22 protein-coding genes are annotated in these 26,159 nt (G+C 60.8%); 11 read left to right on the forward strand and 11 right to left on the reverse strand.

Going from position 1 to position 26,159, the window contains the following annotated elements; genetic code table 11:
* Positions 1–2: 2 nt before the first annotated feature.
* Positions 3–881 (forward strand): LysR family transcriptional regulator, encoded by an 879-nt coding sequence (locus HNW77_RS03445; protein WP_172155424.1) that lies wholly within the window; start codon positions 3–5, stop codon positions 879–881.
* A gap of 115 nt (positions 882–996) precedes the next feature.
* Here the strand turns inward: HNW77_RS03445 and HNW77_RS03450 are convergent, their stop codons facing one another.
* On the reverse strand, positions 997–1,500 hold the full coding sequence (locus HNW77_RS03450; RefSeq protein WP_172155426.1) for a phospholipase D family nuclease: 504 nt from the start codon (positions 1,498–1,500) through the stop codon (positions 997–999).
* Between the two features lie 438 nt (positions 1,501–1,938).
* On the opposite strand from HNW77_RS03450, the gene HNW77_RS03455 reads away from it, so the two are divergent.
* Positions 1,939–3,684 carry an oleate hydratase gene (locus HNW77_RS03455; RefSeq protein ID WP_172155428.1) on the forward strand — a complete coding sequence of 582 codons (1,746 nt, stop codon included), beginning with the start codon at positions 1,939–1,941 and terminating at the stop codon, positions 3,682–3,684.
* 191 nt (positions 3,685–3,875) lie between these two features.
* On the opposite strand, the gene HNW77_RS03460 is transcribed toward HNW77_RS03455, so the two are convergent.
* The 9 genes from HNW77_RS03460 to HNW77_RS03500 all read right to left on the reverse strand — a co-directional run bounded on the left by HNW77_RS03460 (position 3,876) and on the right by HNW77_RS03500 (position 15,518).
* Positions 3,876–4,883 carry a zinc-dependent alcohol dehydrogenase family protein gene (locus HNW77_RS03460; RefSeq protein ID WP_172155430.1) on the reverse strand — a complete coding sequence of 336 codons (1,008 nt, stop codon included), beginning with the start codon at positions 4,881–4,883 and terminating at the stop codon, positions 3,876–3,878.
* 343 nt (positions 4,884–5,226) lie between these two features.
* Positions 5,227–7,788, reverse strand: coding sequence for a TonB-dependent receptor plug domain-containing protein (locus HNW77_RS03465; protein WP_172155432.1), 2,562 nt, complete (start codon positions 7,786–7,788; stop codon positions 5,227–5,229).
* 74 nt (positions 7,789–7,862) lie between these two features.
* Positions 7,863–9,116 (reverse strand): M20/M25/M40 family metallo-hydrolase, encoded by a 1,254-nt coding sequence (locus HNW77_RS03470; RefSeq protein ID WP_172155434.1) that lies wholly within the window; start codon positions 9,114–9,116, stop codon positions 7,863–7,865.
* Between the two features lie 435 nt (positions 9,117–9,551).
* Entirely contained in the window at positions 9,552–10,943 is a 1,392-nt protein-coding gene (gene hydA / locus HNW77_RS03475; protein ID WP_172155436.1) for a dihydropyrimidinase, read from the reverse strand.
* Between the two features lie 133 nt (positions 10,944–11,076).
* Positions 11,077–11,715, reverse strand: a complete 639-nt coding sequence (locus tag HNW77_RS03480) for a GntR family transcriptional regulator (RefSeq protein ID WP_167517989.1) — start codon at positions 11,713–11,715, stop codon at positions 11,077–11,079.
* A gap of 17 nt (positions 11,716–11,732) precedes the next feature.
* A complete protein-coding gene (locus HNW77_RS03485; protein WP_172155437.1) occupies positions 11,733–12,671 on the reverse strand; it encodes a dihydrodipicolinate synthase family protein in 939 nt (312 codons plus the stop codon).
* Positions 12,671–13,828 (reverse strand): NAD(P)/FAD-dependent oxidoreductase, encoded by a 1,158-nt coding sequence (locus HNW77_RS03490; RefSeq protein WP_172155438.1) that lies wholly within the window; start codon positions 13,826–13,828, stop codon positions 12,671–12,673. The genes HNW77_RS03485 and HNW77_RS03490 overlap by 1 nt, the downstream gene beginning before the upstream one ends.
* Positions 13,825–15,240 (reverse strand): FAD/NAD(P)-dependent oxidoreductase, encoded by a 1,416-nt coding sequence (locus tag HNW77_RS03495; RefSeq protein WP_187353157.1) that lies wholly within the window; start codon positions 15,238–15,240, stop codon positions 13,825–13,827. Before HNW77_RS03495 ends, HNW77_RS03490 begins: the two co-directional genes overlap by 4 nt.
* Complete coding sequence (locus HNW77_RS03500) at positions 15,237–15,518, reverse strand: (2Fe-2S)-binding protein (RefSeq protein WP_196781811.1); 282 nt, start codon at positions 15,516–15,518, stop codon at positions 15,237–15,239. The genes HNW77_RS03495 and HNW77_RS03500 overlap by 4 nt, the downstream gene beginning before the upstream one ends.
* A gap of 118 nt (positions 15,519–15,636) precedes the next feature.
* Between HNW77_RS03500 and HNW77_RS03505 the strand changes: the two genes are divergently transcribed.
* The 9 genes from HNW77_RS03505 (at position 15,637) to HNW77_RS03545 (ending at position 24,758) form a co-directional block, all read left to right on the forward strand.
* Complete coding sequence (locus HNW77_RS03505) at positions 15,637–16,470, forward strand: transporter substrate-binding domain-containing protein (RefSeq protein WP_172155439.1); 834 nt, start codon at positions 15,637–15,639, stop codon at positions 16,468–16,470.
* A gap of 3 nt (positions 16,471–16,473) precedes the next feature.
* Entirely contained in the window at positions 16,474–17,124 is a 651-nt protein-coding gene (locus tag HNW77_RS03510) for an amino acid ABC transporter permease (protein WP_172155440.1), read from the forward strand.
* A 3-nt stretch (positions 17,125–17,127) separates the two neighbouring features.
* A complete protein-coding gene (locus HNW77_RS03515; RefSeq protein ID WP_172155441.1) occupies positions 17,128–17,784 on the forward strand; it encodes an amino acid ABC transporter permease in 657 nt (218 codons plus the stop codon).
* Positions 17,771–18,505 carry an amino acid ABC transporter ATP-binding protein gene (locus tag HNW77_RS03520; protein WP_187353158.1) on the forward strand — a complete coding sequence of 245 codons (735 nt, stop codon included), beginning with the start codon at positions 17,771–17,773 and terminating at the stop codon, positions 18,503–18,505. Before HNW77_RS03515 ends, HNW77_RS03520 begins: the two co-directional genes overlap by 14 nt.
* Before the next feature lie 124 nt (positions 18,506–18,629).
* Positions 18,630–19,517, forward strand: a complete 888-nt coding sequence (gene dapA / locus HNW77_RS03525) for a 4-hydroxy-tetrahydrodipicolinate synthase (protein ID WP_196781812.1) — start codon at positions 18,630–18,632, stop codon at positions 19,515–19,517.
* Positions 19,514–20,365: a transporter substrate-binding domain-containing protein gene (locus HNW77_RS03530; protein WP_172155442.1), complete on the forward strand. Its 852-nt coding sequence runs from the start codon at positions 19,514–19,516 to the stop codon at positions 20,363–20,365. Before dapA ends, HNW77_RS03530 begins: the two co-directional genes overlap by 4 nt.
* A gap of 81 nt (positions 20,366–20,446) precedes the next feature.
* Positions 20,447–21,169, forward strand: a complete 723-nt coding sequence (locus HNW77_RS03535) for an amino acid ABC transporter permease (protein ID WP_172155443.1) — start codon at positions 20,447–20,449, stop codon at positions 21,167–21,169.
* Positions 21,166–24,039 (forward strand): FAD-dependent oxidoreductase, encoded by a 2,874-nt coding sequence (locus HNW77_RS03540; RefSeq protein WP_172155444.1) that lies wholly within the window; start codon positions 21,166–21,168, stop codon positions 24,037–24,039. The genes HNW77_RS03535 and HNW77_RS03540 overlap by 4 nt, the downstream gene beginning before the upstream one ends.
* A complete protein-coding gene (locus HNW77_RS03545) occupies positions 24,036–24,758 on the forward strand; it encodes an amino acid ABC transporter ATP-binding protein (protein ID WP_172155446.1) in 723 nt (240 codons plus the stop codon). The genes HNW77_RS03540 and HNW77_RS03545 overlap by 4 nt, the downstream gene beginning before the upstream one ends.
* Positions 24,759–24,842: 84 nt before the next feature.
* On the opposite strand, the gene HNW77_RS03550 is transcribed toward HNW77_RS03545, so the two are convergent.
* Positions 24,843–26,072 (reverse strand): pyridoxal-phosphate-dependent aminotransferase family protein, encoded by a 1,230-nt coding sequence (locus HNW77_RS03550; RefSeq protein WP_172155448.1) that lies wholly within the window; start codon positions 26,070–26,072, stop codon positions 24,843–24,845.
* Positions 26,073–26,159: the final 87 nt, after the last annotated feature.

The following is a 26,159-nucleotide window of genomic DNA, read 5'->3' on the forward strand; positions in this document are numbered from 1 at the left end:
CCATGACCCTTGAACAGCTCCGCCTTTTCATTGCCGTAGCCGAGCGCGAACACGTCACTGCCGCCAGCCGTGCCCTGAACGTGACGCAATCCGCCGTGTCATCCGCCATCGCGGCCCTTGAGGAACGCCACGGCATCAAGCTGTTCCACCGTGTTGGCCGTGGCATCAGGCTGACGGAAGCAGGCCGCCTGTTCCTGCCGGAAGCCCGCGCCGTGCTGGCGCAGGCCGCCGCGGCTGAAAACATGCTGGAGGAATTCAGCAGCCTCAAGCGCGGCACGCTCCGCGTGGTGGCCAGCCAGACCATCGCCGCCTACTGGCTGCCGCGCTTTGTGGTGTCATTCCGCAGGCTTTATCCGCACATTGTCGTCGATGTCGCCATCAGCAACACGGAGGAAGCGGCAAACCGGGTGCGCGATGGCGTAGTTGACCTCGGTATTGTCGAGGCTCTTGTCGATGACCCTGCCCTGGCGCAGTGGCCGCTGGGCAGCGACCGCCTGACCCTGATACAGGCTGCCCCCTGCCTGCCCGCCCATGCCAGCACGCGCTGGCTGCGCACGGCCACATGGGTCATGCGCGAGCCGGGTTCGGGCACGCGCGCCACGCTGGAGCAGCAGTTGCGCGAACTGGGCATTGCGCCCGAAGAGCTGAAAATCGGGCTTGTCCTGCCCTCCAACGAGGGCGTGCGCACGGCAATCGAGGCCGGGGCAGGCATTGGCGCGCTGTCTTCGCTGGTCATTGCCCCCGCATTGCAGGCGGGCACGCTCCATGCCGTGCCGCGCGCACTCGGCCCGCGCGCCTTTTACGGGTTGCGCCACAAGGAACGCTACCGCAGCCCGGCGGCAGAAGCCCTGCTGGCGCTGATTGGCCGCGAGGCAGGCTGAAAAACGCCGTGCCTGGAGCAATTCCACTGAACCCTGGCTTAGTGGAATTGCTCTAACGCATTGTTTATCGAGCATCTTCACCAGTTTGAATGGGTCCATTCAAACTGGATCTGCTCTAGCGGGCGTGGTCCCACCGGTTCTGCCAGTGCGCCAGATAAGCCTGCGCCAGGGCCGGGTCATTCCATATCACGATGGCATTTTCACTATTCTTGCGCTGGGCACCCTTGGTAAAATTGAATGAGCCGGTCTCCACGTTCTGGCCATCGGTAATGATGACCTTGTCATGCTGCACGGCATAGACATCATCCATCCTGACCTGAATACCGGCATCCCTGACCCGCGCGATGGCCATCTGGTTGCCCTTGCCCTGATTGCCCTCCTCATCAAGCACGATGGCCACGTCCACCCCGCGCTTTCTGGCCTTGATCAGGGCCTCGACCACATTATCGGCGCTGAAGAAGAACGCCATCATGCGGATCTGGCTCCTGGCGCTCCTGATCACGTTCAGCACCAGTTCGGTTGCCGATCCCTCGGGCGAGAAACCGTAATCGATATGCGACTGGGCATAAACCGGCGTTGTCAGGCCAATACAGAGAAGGGCTATAATGATGCTTTTCATTTCATCTTCTTTATCTACAGGGGTCTGTATCAATAATTCCTGCGCCAAAGCCGTTATGGCGCACGGGACAGGACGCCGATGAACGGCCAGCGCCATGCTTCGGGGGAACACCCTTCAGGCCGATCCTGTTTTCCGGGCAGGCCCATCCCTGCCATACAGTCACGACACCTGAAGGCAAGGCCTGCCACATCTTATGAAATATGTTTTCATGAAAGTGTCATAGACCGCCCTGCCCCTGCGCCCCGCCCGCGCGGCACCGGGGCCAGATGGCATGGACAGCGTGCCAGCAGATGCCGCGCGGCCAGTGCATCCCTGCCTTGCCAATTGATAAATATCAACGACATGAATGCCAAAAAAATAACGCTATATTCAGCAGACTTTCCCATCGGGGGAAGATGGCCGGGCCATGATGCATGGCCCCAGCAAGGCGCCAGTTCCATGAGATATGCCCATAGTAACTTTGAAGCGTTCGTACGCCCTGAAAAACCCGCCGGGATTGATGCCCGCGCGGCCTGGATCATTGGCGGCGGCCTTGGCGGCATGGCCGCCGCCGCCTTCCTGGTCCGTGATGCGGGCATGCCCCCGGCACGCATCACCATTCTTGAAGCCTCAGGCGACAATGGCGGCGCGCTCGATGGCACGGGTAACGCCGAGACCGGCTGGCTCATTCGCGGTGGCCGGGAAATGGAAGAACAGTTCCAGTGCCTGTGGGACCTGTACCGCTCGATCCCGTCGCTTGAAGTGCCCGGCGCCTCCGTGCTTGATGAGTTCTACCGCCTCAACCGCGCCGACCCCAGCAGCAGCCCCATCCGCGCGATGCAGGAACGCGGCCAGCCCTTACCCGACCGCAACAGCCTGACCCTGACCGGCAAGGCCCGGCGCGAGATCCTGACCCTGATCCTGACGGATGAAGACAGGCTTGATGGCAAGACGATCAGCGATGTGCTGTCGGCCGATTTCATGAAATCGAATTTCTGGCTGTTCTGGCGCTCCATGTTCGCGTTCGAGACATGGCACAGCGCCATCGAGATGAAGCGCTACCTCGCCCGCTTCGTGCACCAGATCCTGGGGCTGAAGGATCTGCACACGCTCAAATTCACCCGCTTCAACCAGCAGGAATCGCTCAGCAAACCGCTCGCCACATGGCTTGCCGGGCAGGGCGTGGTGTTCCGCCATGGCGTGCGGGCGACCAATGTGCGCATTGATACCGCTGGCGGCAGGAAGGTTGCGACCCGCATCGACCTGCTTGAAAACGGCCAGCCCGATGGCATCGACATCAAGGCGGATGACCTGGTGTTCGTGACCAATGGCTCCATGGTGGAAAATTCCCGCTGGGGCGACCACCACACCCCCGCCCCGATCGAAACCGGCATTGCCGAGGGCAATATCTGGCAGTTATGGCGCAACATCGCCGCACAGGACCCTGCCTTCGGCCGGCCTGACGTGTTCTGTGGCGACACAACGAAATCACGCTGGGAGTCCGCTACCCTCACCACGCGCGATGCACGTATTCCTGATATCGTGCACAGGGTGACGGGGCGCGATCCCTTCTCTGGCCGTACGGTTACGGGCGGGCCGATTACCATCCGTGATTCCGCGTGGCTGATGAGTTGGGTGGTCAGCAGGCAGCCGCATTTCAAGGGGCAGCCCGAAGGGCAGATGGTGGCGTGGCTGTACGGCCTGTTCAGCGACGTGCCTGGCAATTACGTCAAGAAACCCATGCAGGACTGCACGGGTGAGGAAATCACGCGCGAATGGCTGTTCCACATGGGCGTGCCGGAAGACCAGATTGACGACATGGCCGCCACGGGTGCCACCACCCATCCGTGCATGATGCCCTTCATCACCGCGCAGTTCATGCCACGCGCGACAGGCGACCGGCCCAAGGTGGTGCCCGAGGGCAGCGTCAACCTCGCCTTTCTTGGCCAGTTTGCCGAAACGCCGCGTGATACGGTGTTCACGACCGAATATTCGGTGCGCACCGCAATGGAGGCAGTCTATACGCTGCTCGACATCGACCGTGCCGTGCCGGAAGTATTTGGCAGCGTTTATGACGTGCGCATGCTGTTGCAGGCAGCCGCCGAACTGCGCGATGCCCGCAAGATCCCGGCATCGGGCGTGGTGCACCACCTGGCCGATGGCACGGAAATTGGCGACCTGCTGGCCCGTTACGGCCTGATCTAGAGCAGATCCAGTTTGAATGGACCCATTCGAACTGGTGAAGATGCCCGATAAACAATGAGTTGGAGCCATTCCACTGAGCCAGGGTTCAGTGGAATGGCTCTAGAACGCGCCCTGCACGGGCATGATAGAAAAAGCGCCGCCTTTTACGATAAAGGCGGCGCCAGGTTACTTTTGTTATTTTGATCCGCTTTTCAGAACTCCAGGCAGATCTTGCCAAAATGCCGGTTGCTTTCCTGATGGCGGAAGGCTGGCACGATTTCTTCAAGCGCAAAGCTGCGGTCAATGACCGGGCGGATGCCATTGCCCTCCAGGGCCCGCACCATGGCCTGCTGGTCGGCCCGGCAACCCACGAGCACACCCTGCAGCCGGAACTGCTTGAGCAGCATCGGCACCACCTCCAGTTGCCCGGCCACGCCCGTCAGGATGCCAATGACGGAAATATGGCCTGCCACCCGGATGGCCGCCATCGACTGCGCCAGCGTGGCGGGGCCACCGACCTCGATGATATGGTCCACGCCCCGCCCGCCGGTCAGTTCCCATGCACGCGCCCCCCAGTGCGGGTTTTCGCGGTAATTGATCACATGGTCCGCGCCAAGGGCGCGCAGGCGTTCGAGCTTCGCATCGCTTGATGAAGTGGCGATGACCGTGGCCCCTGCCATCTTGGCAAATTGCAGCGCGAAGATCGACACGCCGCCCGTGCCCTGCACCAGCACCGTATCACCGGGCTTGACGGCATCATCGACAAACAGCGCGCGCCACGCCGTCAGCCCCGCCGTGGTCAGCGTCGCCGCCTCGGCATGCGACCAGCCACGCGGCGCATGGGTGAAGGAGGTGGCGGGCGCGGTCACGTCCTCACGCGCATAGCCATCCACCCCATCGCCCGGCACGCTGGCAAAGCCGATCACCTCGGGCGCGCCACCGAGCCATGTGGGGAAGAAGGTACTGACAACACGGTCACCGGGCGCGAAGTCGCTTACGCCCGTACCGACTTCCAGCACGTCACCCGCGCCATCCGCCATGGGGATGCGCGGCACCGTGGGCGCCCACATGCCACTGACAACCGCATAATCATGATAGTTCAGGGAGGAAGCATGCAGCCTGACCCTGATTTCACCCGGTTCCGGCGCGCGGGCAGGCTGATCGGACATGATGACATGATCGAAGCCGCCGGGCGGCTGCACAATAACCGTTCTGGGCATCGCGGGTTTCTCCTCACTACAGTGAAAGGAAAAATACCAGATACAGGCTGCAAACTCCAATATGGCCCGCGATAGCGCGCCACTGCGCAGGGCTGCCCATATACGGACCCTGGGCACCAGAAGCAGCATGTTTACCGGCACATGCGGCGCTTAACGGATTATTGGTTGACGCTTTTTGCTTCCATCAGGAAAACGCAGGCAGGCGAAGCCGATACGGTTGCCGGGGCCATGAGCCATGCAGGGCAACCATTGACCCTGCCCTGTCATGCCTGGGGCAGGAAATCAGGTAACAGCAGAAACAGAAATGCACATGCCCATCAAGAGCATGTGCAACAATACTGAATCAGAGCTTGAAGTTGACGCGGCCGTAATAATAGCCACCGGTCATCGGCACCTGAGACGACATGGAGTCATACACGTTGGCGCCAAGCTGGTTGACAATACCGGGCACCTTGCGCGGCCGGATGTTGAACACGTTATTCGCGCCAACCGCAACATGCCAGCGCGGCGTAACCTGATAACCGATTTCGATATCGGTCAGCCAGCGCGGCGTATTCTTGAACTGGTAGAAGCACTGGTTGGAGTTTTCAAGTGACTGCGAACCGCAGGTTGCATTGGTCGGCGTCCAGTCCTGATACTGCATCATGTCAGTCGTTTCGCCATAACGCGTCTGACGGATGTTGAAGTCCCAGTTCTTGTAAGTATAGAAGGCATTGAGGATGATCTTGCTACGCGGATAGGACGTGGTCAGCCACGCGGTATTTTCCGCATTCAGCAGGGCATCACCCGTGCTTGACGTGCCGTTATGGTGCAGGCGCGTCCTGTTCAGGTCAAGCGACATGGACAGCATCAGGTTGCCGTATTTGTGCATACGGAACATGTAATCGGCCTTGATGTCCAGGCCCTGCGTGCGCGTGCTTGCACCATTGGTGAAGTAATAGGTCTGCACGGAGTTGGCGGACTGGGCATCAAACGCAGGCAGGCTCACACCCATCTGCTGCAGTGCATTGACGGCGGCCTCACCCGTTGTCACGCCACCCTGCACGATACGGTCACGGATATTGATCTGGTAGACATCGGCCTCGATATGGAAACCATCAACCGGCTCCAGAACGATACCGCCACTCACGCTGGTCGACCGCTCGGGCTTGAGCTTGGAAGCCCCGGTCCCGATTGCTTCGGGCGAATTGACCGGCAGCAGGCCGAGTGCCGTGGTCGGGCCCACGTTCACGGCACTGTAGTGCTGCTCCGCCATGGTGGGCGCGCGGAAGCCATTGCTGATGGTGCCACGGATACCGACACGACGGTTGAAATCGTAACGGGTCGAGACCTTGCCGTTCTCGGTGTTGCCAACGTCGGTGTAATGTTCAAAGCGACCGGCAAAATCAAGATCCCACTTACGGGTCAGCTTGAAGTCACCATCAATGTAACCGGCCCAGACGTCACGGTCCCACTTGCCGGCATCCTGCGGGGTCAGGCCGGCAAGTGCCTGGCTGCCACCATCAATGTAGGATGCGGGATCACCTGCCTTGATCTGGTATTCTTCCAGCCGGTGCTCGGCGCCGAAGGCCAGCGTCATCGGCACGGCATGGCCGATATTGAAATGACGGCGGAAATCGGCGTTATTCGTCCACTGCGACATGCGATAGGACGCGGCACGCACCTTCTGGGGTGAATAGCCGGTATCGGCGTACAGGTTGGGGTTGACGGTATCCTTGACGCCGATCTTGTCTTCATCCGCACCATAGGTGGTGCTCAGGTCCCAGTTGAACCCCATGAAGTTGTCGCCCTTGAGGCCAAGGGTTGCGGCGTAATCGTTTTCCTCGTTGGTTTCCAGCGGCGAATACCCTTCCGGATAATATGCCGGCACGCTGTTGGACGCCCCCGAAGGCAGACGATAGTTTTCATACCCTTCCGCATGGCGGTGGGCATAGGTGATCAGGCCATAGAAGTTGATGCCGGGCGTAAACTGCTTGCCCCATTCAATACCCAGGTTCTCGCGCGTTTCTTCCGGCGTGCTCATGATCTGGTTGGAATAGGGCGAGACCTTGACGCTACCGGTATACTGCTCGTTGGCGGCACCCGGGGGCGTGTAGCCATTCAGCCGGTTGTCCATCGCCTTCGTGACGAAGTGATCCGTATGGTAAACCTGCCCGCTGATGTGCAGGAAGCCGTTCTCGCCAAGCTTCATGCCGCCATCGGCATTGACCTGATACTGCCAGCCATCGCCGTTATAGGCGTTGGCGCCGGTCTGGTAGCTGGCATCAAAGCCATGGTCCTGCTTCTTGGTGATGATGTTCACCACGCCTGCAATGGCGTCAGAGCCATACATGGCGGCAGCACCATCTTCCAGCACCTCGATATGGTCAATCGAGTTGGCGGGAATCATGTTCAGGTCAACCGGGGTTGAACCGAAATCGGGGCCTGCGTCAGCGTTGATGTTACCGGTCGTGTGGCGGCGCTTGCCATCAACGAGCACCAGCACCTGGTTGGGCGTCAGGCCGCGCATGCGGATGGCCGATGTCAGTGCGCCCGCATCCGTGCCCATGGTGCTGACATTGATCGAGGCGTAGGTACGCGTCAGCGCATCCGCGAGGTTCATCTGGCCCGAACGGCGCAGCGTTGCAGCCGATACGACAGTAACAGGGCTGGTGCTGTTACGCGCCCGCTTGTTACTGGAGTGGGTTCCCGTCACGATCATGACTTCAGGCGCGTCATTGGCGGCGCGGCCACCCGAAGCGAGTGTATGCTGGGCACGGCTGGGCGTGACGGCCTTGGTGGCAGCATGCCGCACAGGCTTGGGCTTGGCTGCAGGTTCAGCAGCAGTCTGGGCAAATGCGTGCACCGCATCGAAACATCCGGTCACACATATGGTGGCTGCGAGTAGCTGTCGTCGGAATACCATGTCAATTCTGTCCTTCGGCACTAACGGATATATCGACCCGCCTTTACTTTGTTACTACGTATCTTGATTTGTGGTTACTTTGAATTATTTGACAATATAATTCGTAACGATTCTGCAACTATTAAAGTCGCCCGCTTCAGATCATCCAGCATGACGTGTTCATCAGCACGGTGACCATTGGCATCCTGTAGTTTCCGCGGCCCTGCGCCATACAGCACGGTCGGGCATCCTGCTGCGCTATATAGTCGCGCATCAGTAAAAAGCGGCATTCCCTTTATCGGAATTTCCTCGCCCAGCACTTCCTGCCCCGCCTGGCGGATTGCATCCGTCAGAACTTTCTGCCCGGCAACCGGCACCAGCGGGCGGGCCAGCAGGCAACGGTCGATCTGAAAGCGGATGTGGGGATACGGAGCCAGGGCATGCGCTATCACATCGCGCAGTTCCCGCTCAACGTTTTCAGGGCTTTCATCTGGCAGAATACGCCGCTCAAGACGGAAAGAGGCCTGCTCGGGCACGACATTGGCCGCAACGCCGCCCTGAATCGTGCCGATGACCAGCGTAGGCCCGTCAATCCCGTCGATGGCGGAGACATGCGAAGCGATTTCCTTGCGCCATGCATAAAGCACCGACAGCACGGCATTGGCGGCTTCAAGGGCGTCATGACCGGTTTCAGGCCATGCGGAATGCGCAGCCTTGCCCGCCAGATGCACATCAAGCTGCAGGCTGCCATTATGCGCGATCATGACCGCGTAGGTAAAACCGGCGCTGATTACGTAATCCGGCTTTGTCAGCCCCTGCTCCAGCAGCCAGCCCGGACCGAGCAGGCCACCGGTTTCCTCATCATAAGTAAAGTGCAGCTCAACCGTGCCATTCAGGTCAGGACAGCATTTGACCAGGGCACGCAGCGCAAAGACATAGGTGGCAAAATCCGCCTTGGAGACGGCAGCGCCGCGCCCATAAAGCGCGCCATCCACAATTTCACCGCCATACGGGTCATGGTGCCACCCCTCTCCTGGCGGCACGACATCGCCATGGGCGTTCAGGGCGATCACAGGCCCCTCGCCCGTGCCAAAACGCTGGCGGACAATCAGGTTGGTCACAGTTTTCATGCCATAACGCGCAACCCGTTCCTGCGGAACGGGATGACGTTCGACCTCAAACCCCAGCGCCTCGATCAGACTGGCGGCCACAAGTGCATGGGGTGCGCAGTCACCCGGCGGATTGTCAGACGGAACCCTTACCAGTTCCTGCAGGAACGGTATCTGCCGCGCGCGGTGTTCCCGGTCGATCTCGAGTTCAAGGTCGCGAACATAATTCATGCGGCTCATGCAATCTCTCCCAATTCTTCAGTAGAATTAAGGAATTCGGTCAATTGTTACGTTCACGGTACAAATCCAGTCTGCACCAACCCGGACCCTACCTCCCTCCGGTGCCCGTGACACACATGCAGCCGACAGGGTGGGTATGCGAATTGTATACCTTTCATATCTGAACGTGTAAAGCGAAATGAAAAGGTCATATCGTCCTAAAATAGCCTTTTTATTTATAATCAATGTACAGGTCGGAACGAATCTGAGCATCTGAAGCGAGATTCGGCCGGAAACGGCTATTGTGGCCTGCTACATCATGGAATGTACAAAAAAGTCCCTCCCCAAGAGTGACCTAAACGCCACAGGAGAGGGATATTTGTACAGTAATCCTACAAATTATACGTAGATACGGGCAGCAGGAGCAGGCTCGACGCCCGCTCCTGCAAACAGCCGTCAGTTCCCCTTGAGCGGGGCAACAAAGCTGCCATCGCCTTCGGCAGCGAGGATGGCATTGTCACGCATGCCGATCCTGCCGCCAGAAAGGGTCATGACCGGCCAGCCCTTGACCTGACGCCCCTCATACGGCGTGTAGTCAATGGCATGGTGCAGAAGGCTGTTGGTGATTGTCACCGTCTTTTCGGGATCCCACAGCACGATATCCGCATCGGCGCCAGGCGCGATCGTGCCCTTGCGCGGGTGCAGCCCATACCGGCGGGCCGGATTGGTGGAAACAAGGGCCACAAACTGGTTGAGCGTAATGTTGCCCCTGTTCACGCCCTCATCAAAAATGAGCGGCAGGCGCGTTGCCAGCCCCGGTATGCCATTCGGCACGAGGGAGAAAGGCGCATCACGGCCGAAGCGTGATTTACCGAGCGGGCCATCATAGCTGTAACCGCAGTGATCGGATGAAATCACATCAATCACCCCACGCCGCACATAGGACCACAGGCCAGCGGAATCCGCCTTGGTGCGCGGCGGCGGGCTGCACATGTAACGTGCGCCCTCAAAGCCGGGGCGGTCCATATCCGCGCCTGTCAGGACAAAATACTGGGGGCAGGTTTCAGCCACCACGGGCACGCCGCGCTTGCGGGCACGGTCAATCTCTTCCACCACTTCGGGGCAGGATACATGGAAGATCTGGATCTTCTGCTCGATCAGCCCGGCAAGGACCATGGCGCGATACGTGGCCTCGCGCTCCAGGCATGGCGGACGGGACAGGGCATGATAACGGGGAGATGTCTCGTTACGGGCAAGGCATTCCCTGATCATGAAGCTGATCGCTTCATAATTCTCGCAATGCACCGACACGATCGTACCAGCATTGCGCGCGGCCTCGAGCACCTTCAGAAAATCGCCATCGCCGAGATGGAAATCATCATAGGTCATGAAAACCTTCAGGCCCGCGACACCCCGGCGCACCACTTCGGGGATACCTTCGGCAATGGTCTGTTCGTCCACGTTCGTAATGATCTGGTGGATGGCGTAATCGATCCGTGAGCGCCGTCCCTTTTCCACATATGTTTCGAACTGGTCGACAAGCGACCGGCCGTTGGGCAGATGGGCGGAGAAACAGACAACCGTTGTCGTGCCGCCAGCAAGCGCCGACGCACTGGCGGTGCTGAAGCTATCCTCATGCACGCTGCCATCGGCTTCGTCCTGCTCGATATGGCAATGGCCATCCACACCACCAGGCATGACCAGCAATCCCTGCGCATCGATCGTCTCACGCCCTTCAAGATGCTGCCCCACGGCTGCGATCTGCGCGCCATTGATGCCTACATCGCCACGAAAGGTCGCATCTGCCGTAACGATGGTGCCGTTACGGATTACAATATCATATGTCATGTCATGATCCTGTCAGACGGAAGGAGTCGGAATGGACTGCCCTGCCTGCGCCCGGCAGGGAAAATCCGGTCCCGACAAAATTGTATCAACAACCTGGCGCAGGCGTGCAGGACGGCAATGCCATACGCTGGCGCTACATGCCGCGCAGCGTGGCGACACAATCCGATGCGACATTGCGCAGGTGGTTGAGCATGGCGGTCTTGGCGCTTTCCACATCCTCATCCAGAAAGGCATCCAGCAGGGCCAGATGTTCCGCGGTCGACGCAGGCACCCGGCCCAGGGGATTCGTTACCTCACATAAACGCGTCGATGTACGCAGGTCGGTTATGGTGCGTGACAGCACGATGTTACCCGATGCATTGGCAAACATCTGGTGCAACTGATCATCCAGCTTCCAGTGTGCCGCGGTCTGCTCTGGGTATTTGCCCAGTTCCACAACCGAACGGCGCAACGCCAGTATCCGGTCCTTGTCAATCTTGTTATGAGCAAGCGTGATCGCCTCACATTCCAGAATTTCACGGATACGGATGCTCTGGAAGAATTCGGCGGCCGATACCCCCCGCACGGCAAAAGAGCGCGACCCCCGCTTGACCAGCAATCCTTCTGCCGCAAGACGCATCAGTGCCTCACGGATGGGCGTGCGGGAAATCTCCAGATGGTCAACCATCCGGTTTTCCACCACCGACATCCCCCCAGGCAATTCGCGTTCCAGGATCATACGCCGTATCTGGTCGTATGCCTGCTCAGCCAGGCTCAATTCGCGCTCTGTCACCGTTTTCCTGTCCCTTATCAACCTTCCCAGCGAACGGCTTTTTCCAGAGCCGCCCCCAGCACGCGATTTTCTTCGGGCGAAAGAACTTCGGCTTCCCGTCGCGTCCGCGCCGATGGCCACAGCCCGAGATGAACCAGACATGCCTTGAGCCGGAGACTAGCCCGACTACCGGGTGCGCAGCCATAGATAAGGTTGGCGAGGGGCTGAATGTGCTCGTTGATCACGCGGGCCTGTTCGATATCCCCGCTGTCAATGCTTGCCTTGAGCCTGACAATGGCCTGCGGAATGACTGCGGCAAGGCTGACCATGCTGCCCGTAGTGCCAATGGCAAAGCAGGGCAGCAGGTGCTCATCACCCGATGCCATGACCTCGACCTGCGGGGCCACGCGCTGGACAAGGCGCAGGTTGCGGTCGTAGGTCGCACTTTCCCAACTGCCTTCCTTGACCGCAACAACACCGGGAATGCGCACCAGGCGCTCAAGAATGGCAGCGCTATAAGCCATGCCCCCGCTCCCGACAGAAGACTGGTACAGCACGACCGGAATATCAACCGCACGCGCCAGCGCCTCATGATGGGCGATGATCACGGCCGCATCCTGCGCCACACTCCATGAAAACGGCGGGAACACCAGAATGGCATCCGCGCCGGCATCCTGTGCGTCGCGGGCATGGACCACGGCTTCATCGAGCGATTCCGACAGCACGCCAGAAACGATGATGCGGCTGGCCCCGATCGTGGCTGATGCAATCTCCACCACCTGCCGACGCTCGGCACGGGTCAGGAGATGCACCTCGCCCGCATGGCCGTTGCACAACACGCCAACAATCCCGTCAGGCGCGGTACAGGTGCGCAGGTGTTCCGCCAGCCGGTCCGGTTCAATGGCACCAGAAACATCAAAGGGCAGCAGCGTGGCGGCATAAATACCGCGAAAGGGAAACGCCTTACTGGGAAGCATTATTTTTCCTCTTGGGAAACGGGACTGGCCATTGCGGTAAAGCGGCCGATATCAAAGGCAGCAAGGTCCACATCCTCGCCCAGTATGTGCCGCGCAAGGAGCGCGCCCATATACGGACCACTGGTAAAGCCGGAATGGACACAGCCAATGACAAACGCGTTGTCATAAGTGGGAATGGAACCAATGATCGGCATTGCGTCATCGGTTTCCGATTCAAGGCCAAGCCACACGCGCACGATGCGGCTTTGATCCAGGCGGGGAATGGTGTGGCGCGCCAGACGGACGTTGCCCTGCAGGTTTTCGGGAATGACGCGGGTGCCGCCCTCGTCGATGTTGCCCTCCCCCTGCCAGCCGCCGCCAATCAGCACGGTACCATTCTGGAACTGCTTGAGGGAAAGCAGGCCATTGGCAATGCTGATCACGTTATTCATGACCGGTGGCATGCGCTCGGTCACCACCAGCTGGTTGATCAGGCAGCGTATCCTTACATTCAGGCCCAGCCATGCCAGCATGCGCTGCAGCCACACACCGCCAGCAAAGACGACACGCGTGCCATGCACCATGCCCGCGCGGCCACCCGTTACGATATCATAACCACCCCCATCACAGGGCGTAACATCGCTCACGGGACAGTCTTCAAGCACGTCAACACCCGCCTGCGCGAGCGCACGCGCATAGGCCTGCCCCACCACATAGGTCGGGATGAAGCCATCCAGCGGGCAATAGGCCGCCGCGAGCACGTCAGGATTGGCACCGGGTTCGATTTCGCGCGCCCGCGCGCCCGATATCACCTCGATCGGCGCGCCCATTTCCCGGCGGACCGTCGCGCGCTGTTCCACGAGTTCGCATTCAGCCGGGGTAAAGGCCAGCGACAGGCCCGGCGTTGCCGTGGCCCCCACGTCACGCCCCAGCCACTCACGCGCGTTGAGCCACATTTCACGCCCGCGCATGGCATGAGGGATCAGCCCCGCACGGATCATGTGCAGGGTCAGGGTGCCGGCATTGACACCCGATGCCTCGCGAAAAATGGAGCGCCGGTCCACCAGCGCGGTTTTCAGCCCGGCGCGGCCAAGCATGAGCGCCGTGGTGGCCCCCATCACGCCGGACCCGATGATCACGGCATCATAACGATGGGTGGAAGAAGTCCGTACGCTCATAGCGGTGCAGCCTTGGGCAGCGGAATGTCCGCGTAGGTGTAGGTCCCGGTCACGGCCTGCACGGGCAGGGGCCGCAGGGGCATGCGGGTCGTGTAGTGCCCGACGACATCAGGGCCCTGGTGCGTGCGATGCGCGAGCAGCTGGCGCACGCTATCCTCGCACATCCTGCCCTGGCACGGCCCCATGCCGCAGCGGGTCCATGACTTGACCTGGTTGATCTCGTGCGCGCCATCATCAATGGCCTGCTCGATCGTGGCGCGACTGACACGCTCGCACCGGCAGACCGGCGTATCCGCCTCCGTATTGGCCAGAACGATACCGCCGGGATTCATCAGGCGCACCATCTGCCGCGACACGACATCCAGCCTGCGCAGGCGGCTCAGGACAGGACGGCACAGATCGGCGAATGTAGTGCTGTCGATCCGCCCCATGTCATGGGCAATGGCATGTCCGCTCAGGATGCCGCGCAGCCGGGCAACCGATGCGCCACGAATACCCGCGCCATCACCCGAGACATAAAACCCGTCAATGCTCGACCGCCCGTACGGGTCTGCCGCGCACTGCCAGTACCCGGCCGCCCCGTCATAATCATGACGTGCATGCAAAAGGCGCGACAGGTCGGTGGAAGGACGCAGGCCATACCCGCATGCCACGGCATCCGCCGCGATGGTTACATCGCGGCCATTGCCCGCAAGCGAGCGGATGGTGACATCCACCACACTGCCCCGCCGCGTGACAGAGCGCACGCAGGCACGATGATGGATGGGAATCTTACGCCGCCGGATCTCGCGCATCCACGCAAGACCCTGCCCCATGCGCGCGGCATCAAGCACAAGGGTCGCGCCCATGCGGGCCCATTGCGCGGTGCTTGCCGTATCGACAATGGCCGCAACCTCGCCGCCAAGCTCCATGATCTGGTGCGCGACAGAAAACAGCAGCGGCCCGCTGCCCGCCACAACCGTGCGCTGTCCGGGCAGGATGCCGCCCGCGCGCAGCAGGATGCTGGCAGCGGCCAGCCCCGTGACCGCCGGGTCTGTCCAGCCTTCAAACGGATGGAAGCGCTCGGTAGCCCCTGTCGCCCCCACAAGCACGGGTGCCGACAGTGAGGCCATCGCCTCGTCATGGCACAGTTCCACCCGGAAACCCGCCGTGACCGACCATACGCTATGGCCGCTGCGGATTTCGATGCCTGACGTACGCAGCTTGTCACGCAGGTGGTCGCCTTCGCGCCTTTCGGCATCGGCAGGAACATGGGCACGGGCATAAGGTGAAGGCTGGCGGTAGACCTGCCCGCCCGGCGTGGCATTGTCATCCACCACGATGACATGCAGCCCGTGGCGCTGCGCAACGAGCGCCGTCATGGCGCCCGCAACACCGGCCCCTACGATAATACAGTCGCAGTCGTGTTTCATTGTTCGTTCAGGCCTGTCTCGACACGCATGCCCTGCCGCACGATCTGGCGGCAGGCATTCGCGGTTTTTCCATCAATGCGAACCACACATTCCTGACACACGCCCATCATGCAGAACACACCGCGCGCCGCATCATCAACCGGGGAACGACCAAGATTGAGAATATTATTCCGCCGCAATGATACAGCGACCGATTCGCCTTCCGCCGCACGGATTTCCTGCCCGTCAAACCAGAACGAAATAGGCAGATCACCTGATTTTCCAGAGGTTTTTTTCAATTCAGTATCCCGGAAAGATGCGATAGCGACATAAAAAAGTTGCCTTTGTATACAACTCGCATATCATGCCTAACCTGAACGCAGTATGATGGCAACCAAAATATAAAAGACGGCGGGCATGACACCAAAAGTGCAGAAAAAGCTGAAAAAAATGCTGTATATCGCCGCATTCTGCCTTGCGGGGCCTCTCTTTGCCCCAACCACGCTCCATGCGCGCGATCTTGACCGAATCATTTCGGATGGCGTTCTGAACGTGGGGGTCAACCTTGCCCTGCCCCCACTCGGGGCTTATGGCCCCACAAACACGCCTGAAGGTTTCGACATCGATATGGCGGACCGGATTGCGCACCTGATGGGCGTGAAGGCGAACTTCATTCCCATTACATCAGGCAACCGCATTCCCTACCTGCTGGCCAACAAGATCGATATCGTGCTCGGCGGCATGACCCGCACGGTTGACCGGGCACTTGTCATCGATTTCACTGCGCCGCTCTATGCCGAGGGTTTTGGCATACTGAGCGTAAAGGGACATGACTATAAGGACTTCGCGGACCTCAACAGCGAGAGCGTGCGCCTTGTTGGCGTGCGCGGCTCATCCGCGCTGCCGTTCGTGCAGGCCAACATGCCCAAGGCGCAGCTGCTGCTGCTTGACAGCTATGCCGATGCCATCATGGTCCTGGCCCAGAACCGGGCCGATGCGCTGGTTGACGTGATGGAATACATGGCCCCCTATACACGTACGCACCCCGCGGTCGCATGGCAGACCGCCAATCCCGCCGATGTGGCGCTGGGCTATGACTGCATCGGTCTGGCACGGGGCAACGACAGCCTGCGGCGCTGGCTGAACCTGGCCATCTTCACACTGCACGACACGCACGTGATCGAGGGCACCTACAGGAAATGGTTTGGCCTGGACGATCCACACCCGATCCGCATGTCGCCGGCTTTCTGATCCATGGGGCATGGACTGCATTATCAACGCGTGCTGCAGGCACTCCCCTACCTGCTCGGTGGCGCGGGGGAGAGTGTCATGCTTGCGCTCATGGCCTTCCTCATGGCGCTGGTGCTCGGGCTGGGGCTGGCCATTGCACGCATGGAATCCAGCAGCGGCCTGCGCCCGGCGGCATCGGGCTTTGTCATCTTCTTTACCAACACGCCGCAACTTTCACAGATCTTTGCAATGTTCTACTGCCTCCCCATGGCGGGCATCAATCTGTCGCCTTTCGTGTCCGTGCTGCTGGGCATGACCCTCAATGCCTCGGCTTACCTGTCCAACATCCTTGTGGCCGGCATCGGGCAGACGCCGCGCATCTATCATGAAGCCGCCGACACGCTGGGACTGAACCTGCGCCAGAAATACATGCGCATCATCGTGCCCCATGTGCTGCGCATCATGTATCCGGCGCTTAACAACCATTTCGTCATCATGCTGCTGGGCACGTCCATGGCCTCCATCTTTGGTGTGGAGGAACTGACCGGGCGGGCGTATTACCTGGCCTCCGTCACGTTCCGCTCATTCGAGGTCCTGTCCATCACGGCGGTGCTGTACGTGGCCATGTCGTTCCTGGCCTCGCGCTTGCTCATGTCCCTGCGGCGGCTGGTCTAGATCATGACCCAGCCCTTCACGTCCTATGATGTGCTGCTGCTGTGGCATGCCTTCCTGACAACATTCTACCTCTCGCTGTGTGGTGGCGCGCTGGCTATTGCGGGGGGGACGGGCATGGGACTGATCTGCTTCTCACGCGCGCGCCTGTTCGCGCCGCTGCGGCTTGTGGTGGGCGGCGGGTGCACGGTTGTCCGTCGCATCCCGTTCATTATCGTGCTGTATCTGGTGTTTTACGTATCGGGCATGAGCGGGCTGGATATTTCCGCTGTCACGGTCTCGATACTGGCCATCGGCCTGATCGGCAGCACGTATATTACCGAGATCGTGCAGGGCGGCCTGCGTGCCGTGGGGTCTGACAAGATCGAAGTCGCCCGGACCATGAACATGGGCAGCGCGGCCATCCTCCGGCATGTCATTTTGCCACAGAGCCTGCCGCTCATCGTGCCGCCCGTGCTGGGCTACCTTGTACTGTTCATCAAGGACACGGCACTTGCATCGCAGATCGGGGTCATTGAACTGAACCAGGCCGGCATCATCCTGACCAACCGGGGCCTGCCAACCTTCCATGTCTTTTTCACCATCCTGATCCTGTATTTCGTGATTTCATTTCCGTTGACGGTCATGATCCAGAAAATGGAGAAGAAACTTGTCATATCTTGAGTTCAGGAACGTGCAGGCCAGTTACGGCACCAACCCCATCCTGCTCGGGGTAGACCTGGATATCGAAAAGGGTGAAATCGTCAGCCTGATCGGCCCCTCCGGCTCGGGCAAGAGCACCATGCTGCGCGTCCTGATCGGCCTGACGCCGCTTTCGGGCGGGGAAATACGGCTTGAGGGCAAGCCGATCGATTATGCCACGAAGGCTGGCCTGCGCGCGGTGCGCAGTCGCATGGCCATGGTGTTCCAGAGCTTTGGCCTGTTCGACCACCTGACCGTAGAACAGAACCTGCTGCTCGCCCCCACGGTGGTGGGTAAAAAGAAGCGCGCCCCCCTGCTGGAGGAAATGCACGAAGTCCTGCGCCTGACCGACATGCAGGGCCATGACGGCAAGCGGCCGCCCCAGCTTTCAGGCGGCCAGAAACAGCGCATTGCCATTGCCCGCGCCCTTATGCTTCACCCGGAAATCCTGCTGATGGATGAACCGACTTCCGCGCTGGACCCCATCCGTATCGCCGCCATGTCTGACCTGTTCGGGAAACTTGCGGCCCAGGGTGTGACGATCATACAGGTCTCGCACAACATGGATGTAGTCCGCTCCCTTTCCGACCGTATCGTGCTGATGCACGACGGTCGCATTGCCGCTACTGCCAGCCCGAAACGGGACCAGGACGACAATGCTGCGATTGCCCGCTTCATGGCAGCCGAAGCCCATCAAGCGTAACAGGAAGGCAACCGCCCATGTAAGACAGGTTAAAGCATACGATCTGAAACATGCGCGCAGGCTGCGCGCGATGGGGCCTGGCAGAACCGATGCCCCGAAATGATGAAATATGGATATGAAAACAATGAAATTCCGTGGCACTTACACAGTCATGATCACCCCGTTCGATGAACAGGGAGCCGTTGATATTCCGGCCCTGCGCCGTTTTGTTGACTGGCAGATTGAAAATGGCATCCACGGCCTCGTGCCACTTGGCTCCACGGGGGAATTCCTGTCACTGACCGATGATGAACGCGCCCTGGTGGCCCAGACCGTCATCGACCAGGCCGCGGGCCGGGTGCCGGTGCTGATTGGCACGGGTGCGGAAAATACGCTTGATGTCATCCGCTACAGCAAAAGCGCTGAACAGATGGGTGCTGATGGCGTCATGATCATCCCGCCCTTCTATTCCACGCCCACCGATGACGAACTGTTCGTGCATTACGACCGCATTGCACGCGCCATCAACATTCCCATCATGCTGTACAACAACCCGGCCACGGCCAATGTGGACCTGGTGCCCGAACTGGTCAGCCGCCTGTCGGAAATCGACAACTGCACCATGATCAAGGAATCCACCATGGATGTGACGCGCGTGCGTGACATCATCCGCCTGTGTGGCGACAGGCTGGACGTGTTTGGCGGCATCATGGGCTTTGAAAGCTTTATTGAAGGCGCCGTGGGCTGGGTGGCCGTGGCCTCCAATGCGGCACCGACACAGATGAGCCAGATCTTCAACCTGTGCCAGAAGGCCGAGACCATCGCCGCGGCACGTGACCTGTATTATGAATACACCCCGCTCATCCGCTTTGTGGGCGGACAGGCCTATGTTGCGGGTTCAAAGGCGCTGCTGCACCACATGGGTCTTGAAGTAGGCCAGCCGCGCGCGCCCCGCCTGCCCCTGCCTGCGGCACTGGACAAGCAGGCCGCTGAACTGGTGCGCCAGTACAAGCTGGCTTACACGCCAGCATGATGCCACGGCGCTTTCTGTCCTTTTTCGGCATGCTGTCACTTGTTGTGGCAGCACCTGCCGGGCAGGCCCTTGCGGCCTGCCCGACGGGGCTGGACACCCATGCCATGGCATCACCGGGGCAACTGGTCATGGCCACCAATCCCTCCCTGCCGCCGCTGCAGTACATGCGCATCGACGGGCGCCTGCATGGCATGCGTATCGAACTGGGTACAGAAATCGCCCGGCGGCTCTGCCTCAGGCCCACCTACATTTCCACGGCCTTTTCCACCATGATCCTCGGCCTGCTCGAGCGCCGGTGGGATGTGGTTGATACCGGCATGTTCTACAAGCATGAGCGCGCCCGCATGCTCGAACTGATCCCCTACGAGATCCAGTCCATAAGCATCAGCATGGCCGATACCGATCCACGCCCTGTCAGCAACATCATGGATATGGCGGGCATGGCCGTGGGCGTGGAACTTGGTGGTTTTGAAGAACAGCGCACACGCGACATCGACCGCCAGCTGCGGGCCGCCGGACGCAAGGGGCTCGAGATCCACACCTTCGATGATTTCTCGGTTGCCTTCATGGCGCTGCGCGCAGGCCAGGTGGCGGCTGTCACGTCAATCGATGCGGTCGCCACCCGCATGGCACAGGAAGGCGGCCTGCATCCCGTGCTGTCCGGCCTGTTCCCCACCCCGGTTGTCCTGGCCGTGCATGACCACGCGCTGGCCACGGCCATTGCAACCGTTCTCAATGACATGCGCATCGACGGCACGCTTGAACGCATCATGCAGCCTTATGGAATTCACCCCCCACCTGGTGAAATCAGGCTGTATGGCCCACAGACGGATGCAACCAACCCCTAACCGGATCATACAGGTGAACCGGGGCGCATGGCCGTTCCGTTTTGTCCTGTTACAGGCGCCTTACCTATAGGGAACATTTTAATGCAGATATGGAACTGGCACGGCTTTTTCATGTATCTGGGCAGCGGTTTCATATTCCGTGGTGCACTCGTTACATTGATGCTGACAGTCTTCGCCACCTGTGCCGGTTTCGTGCTGGGCACCGTGGTGGCGGTCATGAAACGGTCACGGCATAAAGGCTTGTCGCTCCCCGCGCGCTTTTATATCTGGCTGTTCCGGGGCACGCCGCTTCTGGTGCAGTTGATCATCATCTATACCGGCCTGCCAAAATTCGGCATCCGGCTCGATGTCACCACGGCCGCCCTGATCGGACTGAGCCTGAACGAAGCCGCCTATCTGGCCGAAATCATCCGTGCGGGGCTGGATGCCGTCTCACCGGGGCAGATTGCAGCAGCCCGCGCGCTGGGGCTGGAAGAAGGCCAGATTGCCCGGTACATAACCTTCCCGCAGGCATTGCGCATTATCGTGCCGCCCCTGGGCAACTCGGTCAACGGACTGCTCAAGACAACCTCCATCACATCCGTCATTTCCATGGAGGAACTGCTGCGGCGTGCCCAGTTGCTGGTGCAGGAACATTTCATGGTGCTGGAACTGTTTACGGTCACCGCCATATACTACCTGGCCATGACAAGCGCGTGGGACATGATCCAGCGCCGCCTTGAGAACTACGTCAATCGTCCCTACCAGCGCACGGCCACGCCAGTCCTGCTGGAACCCGAAGCCAATATAGCAGTGACATCATGAGCAAGCAGATCCGTTTCCTGTTTGAAGGCCAGACCGTTACGGCCCGGACAGGGCAGAGTGTAACCGCGGCCCTCCTGCAGCATGGCGAAATGGCCCATCGCATCACGACGGATGGCACCCCGCGCGGCCCCCTGTGCGGCATTGGCGCCTGCAATGAATGCCTGCTGCAGATTGACGGGCGCATTGCGCAGCGCGGTTGCATGACCACCGTAACGCAGGGCATGGACGTACGCCGCCTGCCTGCCCGGCCGGACCTGACCCAGGCCGCCCCGCTGGCCGCCTGCCCTGACGAGCCCATACCCACCACGACATGCGATGTACTGGTGATCGGCGGCGGCCCTGCGGGCATCGCCGCAGCCACCGCACTGGCACAGGGTGATGTCCGGGTTATCGTAACGGATGAGCGCCATATGGCAGGAGGCCAGTTCTTCAAGCAGGATGGGCTTGGCAGCGCACCCTGTGATGAACAGCAGCGCCGCGGCCAGCAGGCCCTGGCCGCCATGCAGGAGGCAGGCGCGCAATGCTGGACAGACACACTCATCTGGGGCGCCTTTCGTGAAAAGGACGGACTGACCATTGGTGCCCTGCGTAATGGGGAGGCGCTGTATATCCGCCCCCGATTCGTGGTTATCGCGACGGGTGCACAGGAACGCCCTGCCCCCATCCCAGGCTGGACCCTGCCTGGCGTCATCACCACCGGTGCCTGCCAGACCCTTATGCGCGCCAATGACGCCCTGCCCGGCCAGAATATCCTGATTACCGGCAATGGCCCCCTCAACCTGCAGGTCGCGCGTGAAATCCTGCGGCGCGGCGGCCATGTTGCCGCACTGGTCGAGGCGGCAGCGGCTCCTTTCCGCCGTCCGGCCGAGGCAGCCCGCCTGGCAACACTCAACCCACGTCTTGCCCTGACCGGCCTAAGCCAGATTACCACCCTGCGGCGCAACAGGGTGCCGGTTCTATGGTCAAACCGGCTTGTCCGCATTGAAGGCCAGGACCGGGTCGAGGCCGCCATTGTGGTCGATGCCAGGGGCCACGAAACCCGTATCGCAACAGATACGGTGTGCATTGGCGATGGCTTCGTGCCCGCCAACGAACTGCCGCGCCTGCTTGGCTGCGTACATGATTTCCGTGCCACCCCCATGCCGCACCTGACGGTGCGCCGTGACGGTAATGGTGCGACATCACAGGCCGATACATTCGTCATCGGTGAAGCTGGTGGCTTTGGCGGGGCGGATATTGCATGGGGCCAGGGTCATCTTTCAGCGCAGGCCATATTGCATCTGATGGGGCGCCCGGTCGCATCCGCCACGCCGTGGGCGCGTAAAACCACCCGCGCGCGCGCCTTCCAGAAGGCCCTGTGGCAACTTTACGCAGCCCCTCCGCCTCCCTCGCCCGCAACCCTGCCTGATGACCAGATCATCTGCCGGTGCGAAAACATTACACTGGGCACGCTCCGTGCCCGTATCGAACAGGATGGCATTACCGACCCCGCGACCCTCAAACGCGCCACGCGCTGTGGCATGGGCCGGTGCCAGGGGCGGTTCTGCGGCGCAAGCGTTGCCAGCCTGACCGGCCATATCACAACGGAAAAAGAGTGCGTTGCCCCCCAGATGCCCGTGCGCCCGGTGCCACTGGCCGCCCTGGCGCGCGAAAAGCCGGAATGGAAAGGCCATCGCCGCACCGTCCTGCCAACCGACAGGCCCGCAGCCATACGCGCCACCCCCGCACAGACAGCAGATGCGGTTGTGGTTGGTGCAGGCGTTGTCGGTGCCTTTACGGCCCTGTTCCTGGCGCAGTCCGGCCTGCGCGTCACCCTGCTGGACCGGGGGCCCCCTGGCGCCATGGCATCGGGCGGCAATGCAGGCAGCCTGCATGCCCAGCTGCTTTCCTTTGACTATGGCGCACCGACGCAGGGGCTATCGCCCGCGGCACGCACCATGCCGCTACAGAAGGCTTCGATCGCGCTATGGGAAAGCCTGCGTGATACCTTCGACCGCGACATAGAAATGAAACGTACCGGCGGCCTCATGATCGCGCAGAGCGAGGCTGACCTGGAGCGGATGCGACAGAAGGTCACGGTTGAGCAGTCCATTGGCGTCAACTGCTCGCTTGTCGGTGCCGATGAACTGCGCAGGCTGGAACCAGCCCTGACGCCGCAATGTCTTGGTGGCGCATGGTGCCCCGATGAAGGCAAGATCAACCCGCTTGCAGCCACCCTGGCCGTTCTGTCAGCCGCACGCCGGCACGGCGTGCAGATCGTGCCGATGGCCGATGTCCGTGCCATCACCCGCACGGGCGATGGGTATACTGTTGGAACGACGGCCGGAACATGGTCGGCGGGCACGGTCGTCAACGCCGCTGGCTCCTTTGCCGCACGCATAGGGCAGTTGCTGGGGCTCGATGTGCCCGTTCACGGCGCGCCCCTGCAGATGATCGTAACCGAGCCGGTTGCGCCCATGCTCCATAACCTGATTGCCCATGCCAGCCGTCACCTGACAGTCAAACAGGCCGTGAATGGTTCCATCCTGATCGGGGGCGGATGGACGGCGGGTCTGGACCCGGTCCACGCCCATCCCCGCCCGCAACGCGATAGCCTGGAAGGCAACCTGTGGGTGGCGCGCTCCCTGCTGCCGGGTCTTGACCGGCTTCATATCATCAGGTCATGGGCTGCGATGAATATTGATATCGACGGCGCACCCATATTGGGGGAACATCCCGACTGCCCCAATTTCTATAATGCCGTTACATCCAACGGCTATACCCTCGCCCCCATGATGGGACGGATCACGGCCGACCTGATCGTAAACCGTTCCACGCCCACCGATATTTCGCCCTTCACGATCGCACGCTTTGCGGACAGGACGCCATGATCAGATTTGAAAACGTATGCAAGTCCTACGGCTCCTTTCAGGTGCTCAAGAACTGCAGCGCCGATATAGGTCGTGGCGAGGTTGTGGTCGTCTGCGGCCCTTCCGGTTCCGGCAAATCCACGCTTATCAAATGCGTCAATGCGCTGGAAGGCTTCGATAGCGGGCAGATCTTTGTTGATGGCACGCCCGTGCGCGATCCTGCCACGTCCCTGCCGCGCCTGCGGGCGCGGGCGGGCATGGTGTTTCAGGGTTTTGAGTTGTTCCACCACATGACCGTGCTGGAAAACATCATGCTTGCGCAGCGTGTCGTGCTTGATCGCAGCGCGGAAGATGCGCGCGCACGGAGCCTGAAGCTGCTCAAACGCGTGGGCCTTGCACATCATGCCATGAAATACCCGGTCAACCTTTCAGGCGGCCAACAGCAGCGTGTGGCGATTGCCCGCGCCCTGTCCATGGACCCGGTTGTCATGCTGTTCGATGAGCCAACCTCTGCCCTCGACCCGGAAATGGTGGCGGAAGTGCTGGCAGTCATGACAGAACTGGCACAGGCGGGCATGACCATGATGTGCGTGACCCATGAAATGGCATTTGCCCGCCAGGTGGCTACGCGCATCCTGTTCGTGGATCAGGGAGAGATCATAGACGATATGCCGTCGGCCGATTTCTTCTCGGGTCAATGCAGCGATCGGGCACGCAACTTTCTCGAACGCATTCTGTAGGCAGCCCCGTTCCATCAAAAAAGGCTGGTTGCCAGCATTCCTGCCCGGCAACCAGCAGTGGATGCACCCTTACGGACAAGAGTATCAGTCGTTATAGGCGGCAAGGGCGGCATCGACGCCTGCGCCCGCGGCAAAGCCGTGGCCCTCATGGCGCAGCACGGTTTCAAGCGCGCCCATGGTCAGCAGCACCTTGTGCTTTTCAGCGTTGTAGCCCATGGCGCCGATGCGCCAGATTTTGCCCTGCAGCGGGCCGAAGGCGGAGCCGATCTCGATCTCGAAATCCTCGCGCATGCGCCTGCGCACCTTCTCCCCGTCAATGCCCTTGGGGATGTACACGCCGGTCACGTTGGTCATGCGGTGTGCGTCGCCGCCAAACAGCTCCAGCCCCATGGCGCGCAGCCCGGCGCAGACCGCGCGCGAGGCGGCAGCATGGCGGGCGAAGCGGGCCTGAAGCCCTTCCTCCAGCACCACGCGGGCGGCTTCACGCGCGCCATACAGCATGGTGGTGGCCTCGGTGTGGTGGTTCAGGCGCTTTTCGGACCAGTAATCCATGACCATGGCCAGGTCGAAATAGTTCGACGGAATGCGCGCGCGTGTGCCGTCCGTGGTGTCGCTGCCGCGAATGCCCGCCTCGACATGGCGGCGGGCGAAGATGTGCTCGGCCGCGCGGTCGGAGAGGGTGATGGGCGCCGAGCCCGGCGGGCCGCCCATGCATTTCTGCAGGCCCGAACTCACCACATCCACGCCCCAGCGGTCGGTCGCCACTTCCATGCCGCCCAGGGTTGCCGTGGTGTCGACATAGGAGAGCACATCGTATTTGCGGCACAATGCGCCCACGCCATCGAGCGGCTGGGCCATGGTGGTGGAGGTATCGCCATGAATGCACGCCAGCACATGCGGGCGGTGGGTAATGATGGCGTCCTCGATCTGCTCAAGGCTGGCCACCTCGCCCCAGGGCAGGTCCAGCGTCACGATCTCGGCGCCGATGCGCTGCGCGATCTCGGAGAGCAGCAGGCCAAAGCGCCCCGCGCGCACGATCAAAAGCTTCATGCCCGGCTCGACCAGCGAGACGAGGGCCGCCTCGATACCCGCGCGCGCCGTGCCATCGACCAGCAGGGTCCAGCGGTTGTTGGTCATGAACACCTGACGGTAGAGATCCATCGTCTGGTTCATGTAGTCGGTCATCTCGGGGTCGAACTGGCCCAGCATGTCGGCCGCCATGGCGCGCAGCACGCGCGGGTGCGCGTTGACCGGCCCCGGCCCCATCAGCAGCCGGGCGGGAGGGTTGATCTGGCCGAAAAAGGTCTGGGTCATCTGAAACACACCTCACAAATTACTCTGAAAGAAAGTATAGTTTGTTAAATATAATCTGATATAAAAACAATCAATGATATATATTTG

This window comes from Komagataeibacter melomenusus (assembly GCF_013155395.1).
Lineage (GTDB): Bacteria > Pseudomonadota > Alphaproteobacteria > Acetobacterales > Acetobacteraceae > Komagataeibacter > Komagataeibacter melomenusus.

Coding starts and splice junctions, on each gene's coding strand:
- HNW77_RS03510 (WP_172155440.1), top strand. CDS start 16,474: ATGGGGCATGGACTGCATTATCAACGCGTGCTGCAGGCACTCCCCTAC.
- HNW77_RS03490 (WP_172155438.1), bottom strand. CDS start 13,828: ATGAGCGTACGGACTTCTTCCACCCATCGTTATGATGCCGTGATCATC.
- HNW77_RS03465 (WP_172155432.1), bottom strand. CDS start 7,788: ATGGTATTCCGACGACAGCTACTCGCAGCCACCATATGTGTGACCGGA.
- HNW77_RS03455 (WP_172155428.1), top strand. CDS start 1,939: ATGAGATATGCCCATAGTAACTTTGAAGCGTTCGTACGCCCTGAAAAA.
- HNW77_RS03470 (WP_172155434.1), bottom strand. CDS start 9,116: ATGAGCCGCATGAATTATGTTCGCGACCTTGAACTCGAGATCGACCGG.
- HNW77_RS03535 (WP_172155443.1), top strand. CDS start 20,447: ATGCAGATATGGAACTGGCACGGCTTTTTCATGTATCTGGGCAGCGGT.
- HNW77_RS03530 (WP_172155442.1), top strand. CDS start 19,514: ATGATGCCACGGCGCTTTCTGTCCTTTTTCGGCATGCTGTCACTTGTT.
- dapA (WP_196781812.1), top strand. CDS start 18,630: ATGAAATTCCGTGGCACTTACACAGTCATGATCACCCCGTTCGATGAA.
- HNW77_RS03515 (WP_172155441.1), top strand. CDS start 17,128: ATGACCCAGCCCTTCACGTCCTATGATGTGCTGCTGCTGTGGCATGCC.
- hydA (WP_172155436.1), bottom strand. CDS start 10,943: ATGACATATGATATTGTAATCCGTAACGGCACCATCGTTACGGCAGAT.
- HNW77_RS03460 (WP_172155430.1), bottom strand. CDS start 4,883: ATGCCCAGAACGGTTATTGTGCAGCCGCCCGGCGGCTTCGATCATGTC.
- HNW77_RS03545 (WP_172155446.1), top strand. CDS start 24,036: ATGATCAGATTTGAAAACGTATGCAAGTCCTACGGCTCCTTTCAGGTG.
- HNW77_RS03540 (WP_172155444.1), top strand. CDS start 21,166: ATGAGCAAGCAGATCCGTTTCCTGTTTGAAGGCCAGACCGTTACGGCC.
- HNW77_RS03550 (WP_172155448.1), bottom strand. CDS start 26,072: ATGACCCAGACCTTTTTCGGCCAGATCAACCCTCCCGCCCGGCTGCTG.
- HNW77_RS03505 (WP_172155439.1), top strand. CDS start 15,637: ATGACACCAAAAGTGCAGAAAAAGCTGAAAAAAATGCTGTATATCGCC.
- HNW77_RS03495 (WP_187353157.1), bottom strand. CDS start 15,240: ATGAAACACGACTGCGACTGTATTATCGTAGGGGCCGGTGTTGCGGGC.
- HNW77_RS03485 (WP_172155437.1), bottom strand. CDS start 12,671: ATGCTTCCCAGTAAGGCGTTTCCCTTTCGCGGTATTTATGCCGCCACG.
- HNW77_RS03450 (WP_172155426.1), bottom strand. CDS start 1,500: ATGAAAAGCATCATTATAGCCCTTCTCTGTATTGGCCTGACAACGCCG.
- HNW77_RS03445 (WP_172155424.1), top strand. CDS start 3: ATGACCCTTGAACAGCTCCGCCTTTTCATTGCCGTAGCCGAGCGCGAA.